13 protein-coding genes and 1 pseudogene (1 of these 14 only partly in view) are annotated in these 15,189 nt (G+C 46.4%); 9 read left to right on the plus strand and 5 right to left on the minus strand.

Going from position 1 to position 15,189, the window contains the following annotated elements:
• Positions 1-122: 122 nt before the first annotated feature.
• The 3 genes from PUW25_RS01120 (at position 123) to PUW25_RS01130 (ending at position 3,899) form a co-directional block, all read left to right on the plus strand.
• Positions 123-1,787: a sensor histidine kinase gene (locus PUW25_RS01120; protein ID WP_274337900.1), complete on the plus strand. Its 1,665-nt coding sequence runs from the start codon at positions 123-125 to the stop codon at positions 1,785-1,787.
• Positions 1,784-2,512, plus strand: coding sequence for a LytR/AlgR family response regulator transcription factor (locus PUW25_RS01125; RefSeq protein ID WP_274337901.1), 729 nt, complete (start codon positions 1,784-1,786; stop codon positions 2,510-2,512). The genes PUW25_RS01120 and PUW25_RS01125 overlap by 4 nt, the downstream gene beginning before the upstream one ends.
• Positions 2,513-2,645: 133 nt before the next feature.
• On the plus strand, positions 2,646-3,899 hold the full coding sequence (locus PUW25_RS01130; protein WP_274337902.1) for an L-lactate MFS transporter: 1,254 nt from the start codon (positions 2,646-2,648) through the stop codon (positions 3,897-3,899).
• 25 nt (positions 3,900-3,924) lie between these two features.
• On the opposite strand, the gene PUW25_RS01135 is transcribed toward PUW25_RS01130, so the two are convergent.
• The 3 genes from PUW25_RS01135 to PUW25_RS01145 form a co-directional block, all read right to left on the minus strand.
• On the minus strand, positions 3,925-4,416 hold the full coding sequence (locus tag PUW25_RS01135) for a hypothetical protein (protein ID WP_274338507.1): 492 nt from the start codon (positions 4,414-4,416) through the stop codon (positions 3,925-3,927).
• A gap of 95 nt (positions 4,417-4,511) precedes the next feature.
• Positions 4,512-5,153, minus strand: a complete 642-nt coding sequence (gene udk / locus PUW25_RS01140; RefSeq protein ID WP_274337904.1) for a uridine kinase — start codon at positions 5,151-5,153, stop codon at positions 4,512-4,514.
• A 384-nt stretch (positions 5,154-5,537) separates the two neighbouring features.
• Entirely contained in the window at positions 5,538-6,422 is an 885-nt protein-coding gene (locus PUW25_RS01145; RefSeq protein WP_274337905.1) for an NAD(P)-dependent oxidoreductase, read from the minus strand.
• 227 nt (positions 6,423-6,649) lie between these two features.
• Here PUW25_RS01145 and PUW25_RS01150 point away from each other — a divergent pair, with 227 nt between their 5' ends.
• Complete coding sequence (locus PUW25_RS01150; protein WP_205055152.1) at positions 6,650-7,276, plus strand: nitroreductase family protein; 627 nt, start codon at positions 6,650-6,652, stop codon at positions 7,274-7,276.
• Between the two features lie 129 nt (positions 7,277-7,405).
• Here PUW25_RS01150 and PUW25_RS01155 read toward each other — a convergent pair whose 3' ends face one another.
• Together PUW25_RS01155 and PUW25_RS01160 are read right to left on the minus strand one after the other, a co-directional pair.
• A complete protein-coding gene (locus PUW25_RS01155) occupies positions 7,406-8,809 on the minus strand; it encodes a HAMP domain-containing sensor histidine kinase (RefSeq protein ID WP_081872778.1) in 1,404 nt (467 codons plus the stop codon).
• Positions 8,794-9,480 (minus strand): response regulator transcription factor, encoded by a 687-nt coding sequence (locus PUW25_RS01160; RefSeq protein WP_047913954.1) that lies wholly within the window; start codon positions 9,478-9,480, stop codon positions 8,794-8,796. Before PUW25_RS01160 ends, PUW25_RS01155 begins: the two co-directional genes overlap by 16 nt.
• A 305-nt stretch (positions 9,481-9,785) precedes the next feature.
• Here PUW25_RS01160 and PUW25_RS01165 point away from each other — a divergent pair, with 305 nt between their 5' ends.
• From PUW25_RS01165 to PUW25_RS01185, 5 genes and pseudogenes are all read left to right on the plus strand, one after another.
• Positions 9,786-10,478, plus strand: coding sequence for a YceI family protein (locus PUW25_RS01165; RefSeq protein ID WP_047913955.1), 693 nt, complete (start codon positions 9,786-9,788; stop codon positions 10,476-10,478).
• A 316-nt stretch (positions 10,479-10,794) separates the two neighbouring features.
• Positions 10,795-12,954: pseudogene (locus PUW25_RS01170) on the plus strand (alpha-amylase family glycosyl hydrolase); the annotation flags it as partial.
• A gap of 83 nt (positions 12,955-13,037) precedes the next feature.
• Complete coding sequence (locus PUW25_RS01175; protein ID WP_052512278.1) at positions 13,038-13,967, plus strand: hypothetical protein; 930 nt, start codon at positions 13,038-13,040, stop codon at positions 13,965-13,967.
• A 227-nt stretch (positions 13,968-14,194) separates the two neighbouring features.
• Positions 14,195-14,827: a TetR/AcrR family transcriptional regulator gene (locus PUW25_RS01180; protein WP_238546495.1), complete on the plus strand. Its 633-nt coding sequence runs from the start codon at positions 14,195-14,197 to the stop codon at positions 14,825-14,827.
• Between the two features lie 4 nt (positions 14,828-14,831).
• On the plus strand, positions 14,832-15,189 hold the 5' portion of the coding sequence (locus PUW25_RS01185) for an MBL fold metallo-hydrolase (RefSeq protein ID WP_274337906.1). It continues 323 nt past the right edge of the window; 358 of the gene's 681 nt are visible here — the first part of the coding sequence; it begins with the start codon at positions 14,832-14,834; its stop codon lies off the right edge, out of view.

Below are 15,189 nucleotides of genomic sequence, written 5' to 3' on the forward strand. Positions count from 1 at the left end.
TCACTAGAGCTGCTTTATTTTTTGCCTAAATACCGATGGAAGAAAAAGAGGGAAATTAGACAAGATAAAAATACCATGGCTATAATGAGAGCACGATTTATGGGGTTGGGAGGTTACATATCATGCAGGACACTTTACTGATGCTGCTGCAGCTATTAGAGCGGGCTGCATTGCTGCTGATGTGCTTGTTCGTGCTGATCCGGGTACCCCGTTTCAGGACTTTTTTTCAGAACGGAGACAAGACATGGAAGGAGCTCACCATCGCCAGCCTGATCTTCAGTGGCTTTGCCTTGTTTGGTACATACAGCGGTATTAATGTTGAAGGCTCACTCGTCAATGTGCGGATTATTGCCATAATGTCTGGTGGGATATTATTTGGTCCGTGGGTGGGGCTCGTTACGGGTGTCATATCGGGAATACACCGTTTCTTGATCGACATTGGCGGGGTTACCTCGGTCCCTTGTTTAATCACAAGCATTACGGCAGGGGTTGTATCAGGGTACATATACAAGCTGAGGTCAGCCGAACAGAGGTGGAAAGCAGGTATTCTCGCAGGTATGGCCTGCGAAGCTTTAACCATGATCCTCATATTAGTGATGGCCGAGCCAGCCTCATTAGGGATGGAGATCGTTTCCCGAATTGCTTTTCCAATGATTCTAAGCCAGGTCAGTGTGGGTCTTATTGTTCTGCTGGTTCAAAGCGTAGAAGGGGAGAAGGAGGTTGTAGCGGCCAAGCAGGCGAAGCTGTCACTTGATATTGCGAACAAGACGCTCCCCTATTTCCGAAGCATTAATCAGGAATCGCTGCATACGATCTGCCGGATTATTAAGGATGAGATTGGTGCGGACGCGGTGGCGATCACGGACACAAAGCTGATTTTGGCATATGTCGGGGTTGGTGAAGAGCACTATCTGGAGCGTCATGAGATTATTAGTGAAGAGACGAAGAAGACGATCTCCAGCGGGCAAATTACGATTCGAAATAACGATACGGCGCATACGAATCCATTCATTAAGTCACTGATAATCATTCCGCTTCAAGAGAAGGGAGAGGTCACAGGGACACTGAAAATTTATTATGCCAAGGCTCATAAGATTACAGATTCACTGCAAGCCCTCGCGATCGGTTTGTCGCAAATGATCTCGACCTTGATGGAAGTATCCAGGGTAGAAGGAATGAAAGAAATGGCGAACAAGGCGGAGCTGAAGGCGCTGCAGACGAAGATCAATCCTCATTTTTTGTTCAATGCGCTGAATGCGATTGCCTCGTCGATTCGAATCAATCCGGATAAAGCCAGGGAGCTGATCGTGAATCTGTCGGGATATATGCGCTATAATCTGGAGCTTACGGATAAAATGATCGATATTCATGCCGAGCTGCAGCAGGTACAGCAGTATGTAGAGATTGAAAAAGCCCGCTTTGGCCAACGACTGAACGTGGTGTACGATATTGATGAAGTACAGGTGCGAATCCCAAGTCTTATCATTCAGCCGCTGGTTGAGAATGCAATCAACCATGGGATACTGAAAACAAAAGGACCCGGAACGGTCACGATTGCCGTGAAGGAGCACGAAGGAAGGGTGAGAATCACCATTTCGGATACAGGGGCTGGCATTCCGGAGGAGATCATTGAGAAGGTGCAGGAAGGCAATATGCCTGAGCATCACATCGGACTGTATAATGTGCATCAGCGTGTACAGCTCATTTATGGAGAGGGTTTGCATATCCGGCGGTTGGATCAAGGCACCGAAATATTTTTTGATGTAAAAAAGGAGAAGCAGGCATGAAAGCAATCATTGTAGAAGATGAGGTTCTCGCCCGTCAGGAGCTGGCCTATCTGATTCGAACGCATAGCAGCATTGAGATTGAAGAGGAATTCGAGGATGGGCTGGATGCACTCAAGTATTTACAGAGCCATGAGGTGGATGTTCTCTTTCTAGATATTAACGTGCCTTCAATCGACGGTGTGCTGCTTGCCCAGAATATAAGCAAGTTCCAGGTGAAGCCCTACATCGTGTTCATTACAGCGTATAAAGAGCATGCGGCTGAGGCTTTTGAGATCGAAGCCTTTGATTATATTCTGAAGCCCTACAGTGAATCTCGTATATCCTCCATGCTGGCGAAGCTGGAAGCTGCCTATAGACAGCAGCATCAGCCTGTACAAGAAGAGTCCAAGCCGGCTATTCGTAAGGTTAATTTATGGAAGAATGAGAAGATTATCGTTGTAGATAGTGACGACATCTATTATGCCTCTGCCCAGGAGAAGACAACAGAAGTGATTACCCAAGCAGAGACATATACAATGAATGTCAGCATTAGTGAATTTCATTCCCGGCTGCCTGGAGAGTCTTTCTATCGCTGTCACCGCTCCTATCTGGTCAATCTGTCCAAAATACGCGAAATCATCCCTTGGTTCAACAATACGTATCTGCTCAAATTAACGGATCTGGATGTGGAGATTCCCGTCAGCCGCAGCAAAGCGAAGGAGTTCAAGCAGCTCATGCGCATATAAATGCAGTTCATTCTCAATCTGTGCTATCTCGTTCCTAAACACGTTAGAACTCTCTGTGAAAGCGTTACAATGAAGTAGCGTAAGGAGCACTGCATCGTACGCTTAGAACAGCGAGAGAAAGAAGGAACGAGATATGAACTCAAAGAATAGCAATCGCTTTCTTATTGTACTCGGTACCATTATTATGCAAATGGGTCTTGGGACCATCTATACATGGAGCTTGTTTAACGCTCCGCTTGTGAGTAAGTTCGGATGGGAGCTCAGCTCCGTATCCATTACCTTTTCCATCACTAGCTTTGCGCTTGCCTTCGCCACATTGTTTGCGGGTAAGATTCAAGAAAAAATAGGACTTCGAAAGCTGACAGCCGTGTCCGGTATATTGCTTGGTATTGGTCTTATGCTCAGCTCGCAGGCAAGCTCGCTTGCAGCCTTATATGTGCTGGCAGGCGTTATTGTCGGCTTTGCCGACGGAACGGCTTACATTACGTCTTTATCTAACCTAATTAAATGGTTTCCGAACCGAAAAGGTCTCATCTCAGGTATTTCCGTCGGAGCCTACGGAACAGGAAGCCTTGTGTTTAAATACATTAACGGCGGTTTGATTGAATCCGTTGGTGTATCTCAGGCGTTTCTCTACTGGGGATTGATTGTTATGGCGATGATCCTGACCGGTTCACTGCTTGTTAGAGAAGCAAGCGTCGCTCCTTCTGTCTCCGAGAGTGGCAAGAGAGAAGCGAATCAGGTGGCAGGACCGCTTCAAGGAGCGAAAGACTATACAACAGGTGAAATGCTGCGAACGAAACAAGCCTATCTCTTGTTCATTGTGTTCTTCACAGCGTGTATGAGCGGACTCTATCTGATCGGGATTGTCAAGGATATCGGTATGCAGCTGGCGCATCTGGATGCCGCAACGGCAGCCAATGCAGTCGCCATGATCGCTATTTTTAACACCGCAGGACGACTGATTCTAGGTGCGTTGTCGGATAAAGTGAGCCGGATCAAGCTGGTAGGATGTACGCTGGCCGTTACAGCAGCCGCTGCGCTCGTACTAAGTGCTGTACCGCTGAATTACGGTTTGTTCTTCGTCTGTGTGGCAGCCATTGCTTTTTGCTTCGGAGGCAACATTACTGTATTTCCGGCCATCGTGAGTGACTTCTTCGGACTGAAGAATCATACGAAAAATTACGGCATCGTCTACCAAGGCTTTGGTATCGGGGCACTGTCCGGCTCGTTTATTGCTGCCATGCTCGGCGGCTTCAAGCCAACCTTTATCGTCATCGGTGCGCTTTGTATTGTTGCTGTGCTTATAGCACTGACGATCAAACCGCCGTTTGCGGGAACTAAGGAAAAGGATGTTCCGTTCAAAGCATACAAACGTACAGCCTAATCGTAGTGCAAAGCCTGAAGGACCTTTAGTTAAAAGGAACTTCAGGCTTTTTTTGTTTGTAGCGTCTGGCACTAATCCAATTAACCGCGATGACGACAATATAACAGGTTAGGGAAATGAGACCATATTCAAAGACAAGCCAGAGATCTGTCATTTCCAGTTTGAGAGTGAAACCGTGAATTGAACTAAAAAACAACAATAAAAGGGCGATACTTACCTGTTCTACCGTATAAAGCAAGGCGAGCAATGCCAAGCCGCCTAGCCAAAAAATAGAGGTTAGAATCATGAAATCCCCGCTGCAGCGTCTCATGAATAGAGCATAGAGCATCCAGGTCGTCAGATAGAGCAGGGAGATCGTTGTAGACAAAATGCTGTGATCTTCATACACAGCCCAGAATAAGTTCATGGTACCGAAGAACAGGTTAATCATAAACATGATGAGCAGATGCATAGGGTACATTGCCCATTTTTCTGCTATACGAATATGGCTCACTCCCTTGTATCCGTTCTTATTCATATAGACACCTATTGAGGGGTAAAGGTTACGTGGCAAATAAAAAAGGAGATCCTCACGCAAGCGGCTCGCTTTGCAGGGTCTCCTTTTTATATGGATTATAGTCTTGTACCGGACCACTTTTTGTCGCCGGATAAATACTTCTCGGTGAGGATGGACAACAGCTGAATACCAACTTCGTTATGTCCGCCTTCCGGAATGATGATATCAGCGTATCTCTTGGATGGTTCAATAAATGCTTCGTGCATGGGCTTCACTGTAGCCAAGTACTGCTGGTTAATGGATTGAATCGTACGTCCACGTTCCTCAATATCACGAACGACACGGCGCAGAATACGTACATCGGGATCAGAATCGACGAATACTTTAATATCCAGCATTTCGCGGAGCTTCTCATCCGATAGAACATGCAGTCCCTCGATCATGACGATGTTGTTCGAATGCAGCTCTACCGTGTCTGTAGAGGATCTGGCATGAATCGTAAAATCGTAGACCGGCGCATGGACCGTTTGTCCATCACGAAGTGCTGCAAGGTGCTGGATCAGCAGCTCATTGTCAAAGGCGAAGGGATGATCATAATTCGTGAGCTCCCGTTCGGACAGACTGAGGTGAGCCTGATCTTTATAGTAGTTGTCTTGAGATATAAAAGTCACTTTGCTCGACCCCAACCGTTCAATAACAGAGCGAGCTACCGTAGTTTTACCTGAGCCGGTTCCTCCGGCAATACCAATAATAAGCATGGCGAATATATAAACCTCCCTAGAATAATTGCAGGAGCAACCTTAGTATTTTAGCACAGCAGGCTTGATTTTTCTATGACATGCAAAAAGGGAAGAATTGTGAATAAAAGGCGGGAAGGATGTATTTCTTAGGTTTTGTATTATTGGACTGAAATATGAGTATCTTGGTCTTTTTATAAATGCGAATCAATTTCATAATACCTTTTTAATGATTTATGAAATTGATTCATGCATATAAATATTCGTAAACCGATCAATTCCCATTTGAATCTTTGAAAAAAAATAACGCTGGTGCAAGAGTACTCCTCTTGCACCAGCGTTACTAAGGTAAAGCTGCTGAGTGATATTTCATAAGCATTAGAAATAAAACAAACGTAATGGTATTTATTCTTCAATAAAATGTTTGTAGATGACCTGTGTTCCTTTATCATCATAACCCAGCTTGGACAACTGCTCATAGATGGATTCAGAGAGTGCGAGGCCTGGTGTATCCAGTCCCATTTCCTTCGCCGATTCAAGTGCAATACGCATGTCTTTGATAAAATGCTTCACATAGAATCCAGGCTCGAAATTACCGCCAATCATGCGAGGGCCGAGGTTGCTGAGCGACCAGCTGCCAGCGGCGCCCGTCGCGATGCTTTTCAGTACCGTCTCCGGGTCAAGTCCTGAAGTCTTGGCGTAAGCCAGTGCTTCTGCTACCCCGATCATGTTTGAGGCAATGGCGATCTGGTTGCACATTTTGGTATGCTGTCCCGCACCGGCTGCGCCTTGGTGAACGATGTTGGTTCCCATGAGCTTAAACAGAGGAGTTACCTCCTCAACATCCGCAGCGTCTCCGCCGATCATAATGGACAGCTTCGCATCTCGCGCGCCGATATCACCACCTGATACGGGAGCATCCAGGGCATGAAGTCCTTTTGCAGCGGCTTCTTGATAGACGCGTTCTGCCAATTGAGGACTGGACGTCGTCATATCAATCAGATAAGTTCCTTGAGCGCTGTTTGCGATAAGTCCATTCTCACCGAGGTAAATCTCCTCCACATCTTTCGGATAGCCGACCATGGTTATGATGACCTGACAGGCCTCAGCCAGACTAGCAGGAGTTTCATGCCAGACGGCCCCTTGCTCTACGAGCTCGGCTGCCTTCTCTGCAGTTCTTGTGTATACATGAAGCTTGTATCCTGCTTTCTGTATATGCCCTGCCATGCTCTTGCCCATTACACCTGTACCAATGAATCCTACAGCGGTTTGTTCTGATGAAATTGCCATATGAATTGCTGCCTCCTTTGGATATCCTGCTTCTAAGTATAATCCTAAATATAGATTGACACACCAATTCGTTGGTGCTATTTTCAATCTATACAAATCTCATCGAATTTGTAAGTTATCTAAGACATGACATAAATATAGCTGACTGTGAACAAACAGAGGTGTTGCTCTACTGCATAGGGACGATGCCTCTGTTTTTTATAACACCAAACAAGGAGTGATAGAGAATGAGTAATAAAGAGACACAGCGTCAGAATGTGCTGGAAGTATCTTTGCAGGATGTAAGTGCTCATCGGGCACCGGACTATCCGGTGAATCCATTGTTTGTGGAGCGCTGGTCTTCCCGATCCTTCGCGGATCAACCGGTTCCACAAGATGTGCTGTATACGGTGCTTGAGGCCGCACGCTGGGCGCCGTCCTCCAACAATTTGCAGCCATGGCGTTTTTATATTGCTCAGACAGAAGAAGAGCGCGAGCTGTTCAAGGAATTCATACTTCCTGGTAACCGGATATGGTCAGATCATGCGCCTGTTCTGATTCTGCTTGCTACAGATACACGCAGAGACGAGAACGGTGGAGTTAATGGAGCACATGCTTTTGATGCAGGTGCTGCCTGGGGCTCCATCGCACTGCAGGCACATCTGCTGGGGCTGGCTACTCGGGCCATGGGAGGCTATGACCGAAACAAAGCGCGTGAAATTCTAGACATTCCGGATTACATTGAGCTGCAAGCGGTTATCGCTCTGGGTTATCGTGCAGGGCTGGACACGTTGGATGAGCGATTCCGTGAGCGAGAAATACCCAATGAGCGCCGTGCCTTAAGCGACAGCATTTTGGAACTGAAAAGAAAGTAAGCATCTCATCTAAAAATAACGCCTAAACATGAAACGGCCGCCTGAATGAAGTGATCCCTCCATAGTTAGAACGCCATCTAAAAACAGGACGAAGTTCACAATTCATACAAGCGGCTGTTTTTCGTTTATTCAGTTCTTTCCAGAGGTCAAAGGAATTTGAAGCTCGAACGTACTTCCTGCAGTAGAAGTTTCAATGAGCCGCAGATGACCGCCCATGTTCGCGGCTAGCAACCTGCTGAAGCTGAGACCCAGCCCCAATCCACGAACCCGTTCCTGTTTGTCATTCCCGCGATAGAAGCGTTCGAAGATGAGCTCCTGCTCGTTTGCCGGTATTCCCCTGCCATTATCCTTAACGACGATGGACAAGTCCTGACTCCCCGCTGAAGCTACATGGACGCTTAAATGAAACTGTCGATCTTCTGTTGCAGATTCCACACTATTGTTGAGCAGGTTCGTCATGATCTGCTGGATACGCAGCGGATCTCCCCATAGAGTAGTCTCTGTTACGGATTCTTCCCACGTCAGCTCAGGCGTCTGCATGTCACAGCTCTGATGAAGTGACCATTGATAGATCATTTCTCTGAAGAAGGGAACCGCTGATATTGACTCAGGCCTGAGCGGAATGACTCCGGCTGCAATGGCGTTATAATCCAGCAGATCAGCAACCATATGCTCTAACCTATTCGTTTCCTTGAGTGCGGCTTCCATAAATTCGCCAGCTTCCTCTTGTTCAACGACGCCTTGCTGTACGGCATGAAGCAATCCTTTGATGGAAGTGACAGGCGTCTTCAGTTCATGTGTCAGTCCTGCAAGCATGTATGATCTGGAGTGCTCCAACGTCTTCAGACGCTCGGACATCTCCTTAAACGAGGTCGTCAGCTCATAAATTTCCTGTTCCTTCACGTCGGTGCTTAGAGTTACATCGTAATTACCCTGGCGTATTTCGCGTGCTGCCTCGGCGACATCACGGATCGGGCTGACCAATTTTCTTGTGAGCAGGTGGATTGTGACCCACCCAAGGACGGCAAGAAAGACAAAGGCCCCGGCAACAAGCCAGGTTTGGTCCGTAATGATCGTGAACGACTTTATTGGAAGGAGCAGGATAACCTCGCCAATTTCTGTCCCTGATTGCGTAATAGGGGCGGTAATCTTTTTCGAGCCAGATGCTTCCGGCGATAGAATCCGTTGCTTCAACTGCTCTTCTGGCATCGGAGGGTTGGAGAACACAGGTTTACCCTCCTGATCCGTAATAATGACACACATGCCCGCGCTTTTTTCGATCATATTTTTACGTTTATCGATGAGCGCATTTAAATCCTGCCTGTGGTACTCAACCTCATCGCTGCCGGCTCCTTGAACGATTTTGTCAGCGATCTCTTGGGCAAGGATTCGGGTGGTCTCAAGCCGACGATCCATGGATTCATGCTTGACCCACCAGAAGGACAGCAGGCTCAGAATGGCCAGCCCGGCGAAGAGGGCGAGGAAATAGCGCCTTGTCCAGTATACTTTTATCGATCTCAGCGGTTTATCCAAAATTGATACCCCGTTCCTCGTAATGTTTTGATATCTCCTTCTTCTTTAGGCCAGTGGGAGAGGGAATGCCGGATCCGTTTAATCGATAGATCCACAGCCCGATCACTGCCTTCGTAATCCAGTCCCCAGATGTTCTCGATCAGCTGCTCCCGTGTAAAGGTTTGATTCGGATGCTCTGCGAGAAAGAAGAGTACAGAAGTATCCCGCGGAGTAAGCGGGACGTCGGCTCCGTTTAACATGACTCTCTGTGAGCGAAAATCGAGAGAGAGACAGCCATAGCTGCGTCTATGCTCCTCATTGTCTGTCCAGCCGAGCGGTCTGCGCAGTACGGCATTCACACGGGCAACGACCTCCTCGGGGATGAAAGGCTTGGACATATAGTCGTCGGCCCCATTGTTCAATCCGATGAGCTTATCATCTATACCGTCCTTGGCGGTAAGCATGATGACAGGAACGCTGCTCGTTTTTCGGATGTGCTGCAGCACTTCCCAGCCGTTTTTGCGAGGGAGCATAATATCCAATATGACAAGCGCCGGTACCTGAATGGTTAGCTGCCTTACGGCTTCTTCTCCATCATATACAGCGTTCACTTCAAATCCGGCTTTTTTCAGATAAGCGCTGAGTACTTTTGAAATAGCCCGTTCATCTTCCACGATCATTATTTTTTTCAACAGACACCTTCTCCTTTCTCCTCCCGGATTACAGCACAGGTCTCATTCTCTATTTATCCGTTACAGTTAAACGGTACAAGCTTTATTCTCTAATCATTTACAGGTTGATTTCTTTTCATATGAACGTAGCTCGATGGCTGTCCTTGTGCAAGGATATGCATGAATTTTATCATAAACACTTCTCTATTTCTTTTGACATTCTCCTGACACATTCCTTTGCTATGATTCTTTCATGCCGCAGCCAGAACACAAGAGAGAAACCATAGATTAGATCAAAAACATGAGAGATGCTGGGAGGAATAATAATGAATAAGAAAAAGAGAAATTGGATTATTGCAGGAGCAGCCGCGGCCCTTATTGTTGGCGGCACAGCCGCTTATGGAGGAATCAACAATTTTCTTGGCAACAATGTAGAGATTGAATCGGTTATGTCTGGCAATACAGAGCCTTCGGGTGAAGCACAGACCGTAAGCAGTGAAGAGTTGACTGGAGCCTGGGCGCTGCAGGATGAATCCAAAGTGTACTGGTCTATTACGACTTCTCAAGAAACCGTAAACTTTGTGAATGATGCGGTGACGGGAGCATGGAGTATTGATTTTACAGCACCGGAGTCGATGTCGGCTGAAGGCATCATGGATATGTCGGCCCTCGATTCAGGTAATGCTCAGCGTGATGATCATTTACAGGAGAGCGACTTTTTTGATGTAGCAGCATACCCTGAGGCTACTTTTACTGCAGACACCTTTACAGGACTTCCTGAGGAGTGGACAGAAGGTGAGGTTGTGCCAGTAACGATTGAAGGCACCATGACGGTAAGAGGGATGGAAAAGGATGTGACCTTCTTCTCTGAAGTCAGCTATCAGGAAGGAAACCTCCTATTGTCCGGACAAACGGAAGTGACATTCGATGATTTTGGGATGGAGAACCCGCATAACGTCGTTGTGGAGACAGAAAATGATGTGAATGTGCGTCTGGAGCTCGTATTGAGTCAGTCTTAATGTAATACATTCAGTAGAGAAACCTGGTCTTTATTTAAAAGACTGGGTTTTTTCTTTCTATAAATAAGAAGAATCCTGAAGTGAATAAGAAGAATGCTGAAAGTGGTAAGAAAATAAAAAGTTAGTGCAAAGTTATGCAAACGGTTGCATTTACGATGAATTAAATTTATATTGAAGATGTTTCATTTTGAATGGGTTTGGGAAATACCTATTAGTTGAAATGAGTTATGAAAATGGAGTCAGTTGCAGCCCGTGTAATTAGATAGGACGTTGATTGGTGAATTCCAGCTTAGCAGCAAGATTATATAACGAACCGGAGGCTCAAGGTATGATCGAACAAAATCAGTTGAACGTACATAAAACTACGCATTCCACAGCTTCACACAATCCAGTCGATTGGAAGCAATTCGATGAGCAGTATGCATACAGCGGTGATGACTTAGGCGCCCATTACCATCACGGTTCTGTAACACTGAAACTATGGGCTCCACTTGCCTCTAAAGTTAAAGTGAGTCTATACCATCCGAATGACGATACGAAGCTGGCTGGCCAATTCCCGCTCGTTCAAGGAGAACGCGGTATTTGGAGTTTGGTTCTATCACCGGATGAGCTATCTGTAGATGACCTTCACGGTTATTTCTATCAATATGAAGTTACAAATCAGGGCGTCACCAAAAAGGTGCTTGATCCCTATGCTAAATCCATGGCTCCGTCACGAGTGGATACCAAGGGAGATCCGGGTGAGGACGGCGAACTTATTGGTAAGGCGGCCATCGTAGATTTGGAACGTACCCGTGTCGCTGATCTGAGCTTTGCTTCTATTAAAGATTACAACAAAAGAGAAGACGCGATCATATGGGAAATCCACGTCCGTGATTTTACTTCTGATCCGCAGATTGAAGGGGAATTGTCTGCAAGATGGGGGACTTATAGAGCTTTTGAGGACAAATTAGCTTACATTCAATCGCTGGGAGTAACCCACGTTCAGCTGCTGCCTGTTATGGCTTGGTATTTAGGGAATGAACTGAAGATGGGAGAGAGAGAGCTTCACTATTCTGCCCTCGACAATGAATATAACTGGGGCTATGACCCGCACAATTATTTCTCACCGGACGGGGCGTATTCCGAGAATCCTGCTGACCCCGAGCTTCGTATCAAGGAGCTGAAGTCACTCATCCATGCCATTCACGAGGCCGGAATGGGTGTTATTCTCGATGTCGTATACACGCACATGGCACTCCCGGAATTCCTTAATGATATTGTACCGGGTTATTATGCTTGGCAGAATGCGGAGGGAGAATTTATCGGCGGCTTCGGCAACAATCTGGCGACAGATCGGAAGATGGCAGAGAAGCTGATGGTGGATTCGGTCAAATATTGGTTTAGTGAGTATAAAATCGACGGTCTGCGCTGGGACATGATGGGGGATGCAACGTATCCCGCCGTTCAGAAGGCATATGATGAAGCCGCTAAAATCAATCCTCAAGCCCTATTTATCGGCGAAGGATGGCGTACCTTTGCAGGAGATGAATCCGATGCGGCCTTGAAGGGGCTTGCTGCAGATCAGGACTGGATGGATAAGACAGACGATGTCGGTGTCTTCTCAGATGAGATCCGAAATGAGCTGAAGTCGGGTTTTGGCAATGAAGGAGAACCCCGTTTTCTAACGGACGGGCCAAGAGACATTGAACTCATTTTCAACAACATAAAGGCACAGCCCTCCAATATCCCGGCAGATAGTCCGGGGGATGTGGTCCAATATATTGAAGCGCATGACAATTTAACGCTCTATGATGTGATTGCGATCTCAACCGATAAAGATCCAGAGATTCCGGAGGACGATCTGGAGATTCATCAGCGGATTCGCCTGGGTCATGTTCTCGTGCTGACCTCTCAGGGGACGGTGTTCCTGCATGCAGGACAGGAGTATGGAAGAACGAAGCAGTGGAAGGCCGAGGGTATACCAGAGCATAAGTTCCATGAGTTTGCATCAACCGGGGATAAGATCCACTATTATATTAATGATTCTCACGACTCAACGGATGTCGTCAACATGTTCGAGTGGGCAAAAGCTACAGACGAAGGGCAATATCCAGTAAATATCGAGACCCGCAAGCATCTTCAAGGGCTTATACAGCTCAGAAAAGCTTCGGACGCCTTCCGGTTAGACAGCATGGAGCTCATTAATCGCAATGTAACACGAATTAATACACCGGATATTCAAAAAACAGATCTCGTTATCGCATACAGCTGTCTCTCAAGTGATGAGCGTGAGTGCTATCATGTGTTTGTAAATGCGGATAAGAAGGCAAGGAAGCTCAGACTACAACAGGACTATACTTCATGTGAGGTCATTGTAGACCAAACTCGTGCAGGAGTCAGTCGGCTGGATCAGCCGACAGGAGTGAAGCTCACGGCAGATACGATGATTTTGGAGCCGCTGACGGCTGTTGTCTTAAAGGAGAAGAAGAGCTGAGCTTGCAGAGAGGATAGAGGAATACCATAAGGGATCTCGTATTTATAGTTTAAAATACATCATTTGAAAAGGGGATTATCACGATGCATGATCTTTCGTCTGAATCCGTCCGCCTTAACTTTGGAAAATACGAGATCCCGGCTGATCTACAGCTGCTTCTTTCTATAGAAGAAGAATTCCGTGCGGTTCATCCGCAGGGCTTGGATTTTGGTATGGGGCTCATCCCTGAACTAGGCAGCTTTCGTTACTTATGTACACCCTCAGATGTTATTGTTTTTGGCTCCAATGGCTGTGATGGTATTCATTACGGCTATCTGACTGATTTCGGTGAGGTGGAGAGCTTGGATCAGGCACCGATCGTCTGCATCAGCCCTATGGATTTTGGAGAAACAAACAAACTGATCGCTGGCAGTTTCAGAGATTTTCTAAGTATTGCTCTTACGGATAGTGCTCTGTTCTATAATCGTTTTGAGAGTGAGGATGCATACAGAACGCAGGTTAAGATTTGGGAAGAAGAAGCTTTGGCTTCACCGTATGGCTGTACACCGGAAGAAGAGAAGCTAAGGAAGGAGCTGCATGAGAGGCTTCGGAAGGACTTTGATCTGCCTGTGATCGAGAATCCTTATGCTTATATTAAAGAAATACAGGCTGAACGTGCTGCTAGTGCTGTCGTCCTCACACAAGACACTCTTCATATCGTAACGAATCCATTAGAGAAGGCGGAACTAGCTGAGGAGGAGCTGCGACTTATACAGCAAGTAGATCCAGAGAGTGAAGAAGAGGTACGAACCTCACTTGACCAGTGCAGTCTTCCCGCAGCACTTGCAATCATTCGAAATGTAGAATTAAGTGCGATGTACGAGACAAGAGTAGTAGCACAGCAATATTTGCGCAGCAGGGGATATGAAGATGAAGCCCGAAGGGTAGGAGTTACTATCCAAGGCCAAGAACCGATTAAATCGACGTACACTATATTAGGTACTATGACCGTACGTGGAAATATAGATGCGTAATATCAGCATTTTAATGAATTCCGAGCAGGCCGAGCCTGACTCGGTTTTTTTTATTTGAAGTGCGGTAGACAAACCTTGATGTTGCAAGTCGGAAGTTGATTTAGCTATATAGATGCAAAAAAACTCCATTTTCTTTGTTTGGAAATTAATGGTTGACTGTTAGATAACCATTGGTTATATTATAACCAGAGGTTACAAACCAGTGGTTATCTAAAGGAGGTGTTTTAGTGGCAGGAAACAGACAAGAGATTCGTTCTGAAGAAACCAAGCGGGTCATTTTGGCCATGGCAGCTGAGCTTTTCTCGAAACGTGGCTTTGATACGGTGTCTATGAGAGAGATTGCAAGAGCAGCGGGCTGCTCACATACAACGATTTATATCTACTTCAAAGATAAACAAGCACTGCTTCACGAATTATCCGTACCACCGCTGGAACGTTTAAAGTCGAATATGCTTCTGGCGCTTGAAGATACGAATATGAGTTCTAAAGAGAGGCTTATAGAGGTGAGCTGGCGATTTATTGAATTCTGCTTGCGTCATCGCAACATGCATACGATATTTTTCGGAACCAATACAGAGCGGGTGGATATCGAGCCAGAGCTTCCGCTTAATAAACTGCGCAATGAACTGTTCAATCTGTTTAAGAGAGGTCTTGGAGACATCTATGAGCTTGAAGAAGAAAGTGATACATTGTTGTCCTACTCCCGAATATATTTTTATATGCTGCATGGGATCGTTGGAACCTATCATCAATCAAGCGAGACAGCTGAGGAATTATCAGCGAGACTCTTGCCTACATTTAAAGAATCATTTGAGATCATATTACTGGGTTTTACCGAGAAGCTAAAATCAAGGAGGTAAGACAATGAAAATAGAGCGAGTCTCCGAGCATATTTGGGCATTGAAGACGTGGATGCTGTTTCCGGTGCGCGTATGGATTGTAGCAGAAGAGGATGGAGTGACTCTCGTGGATGCCGGAGTGGGTTCCATGGCCAAAGGAATACTGAAGTTCGTTGAGCAGCTGGGAGCAGGACAGATTCGGCAGATTGTACTTACTCATGGACATTCCGATCATGTCGGCTCCGTGACTTCAATAAGAGAACATCATCAGGTCCCTGTTTATGTGCATCCTGTTGAGATCCCCTATATGGAAGGAGATATAGCCTACCCTCGTCGAAAAAAAGCTGCCGCCTCACTGCCTAAGCAGCTCGCAACTCCTCTTT

Source organism: Paenibacillus urinalis (assembly GCF_028747985.1).
Lineage (GTDB): Bacteria > Bacillota > Bacilli > Paenibacillales > Paenibacillaceae > Paenibacillus > Paenibacillus urinalis.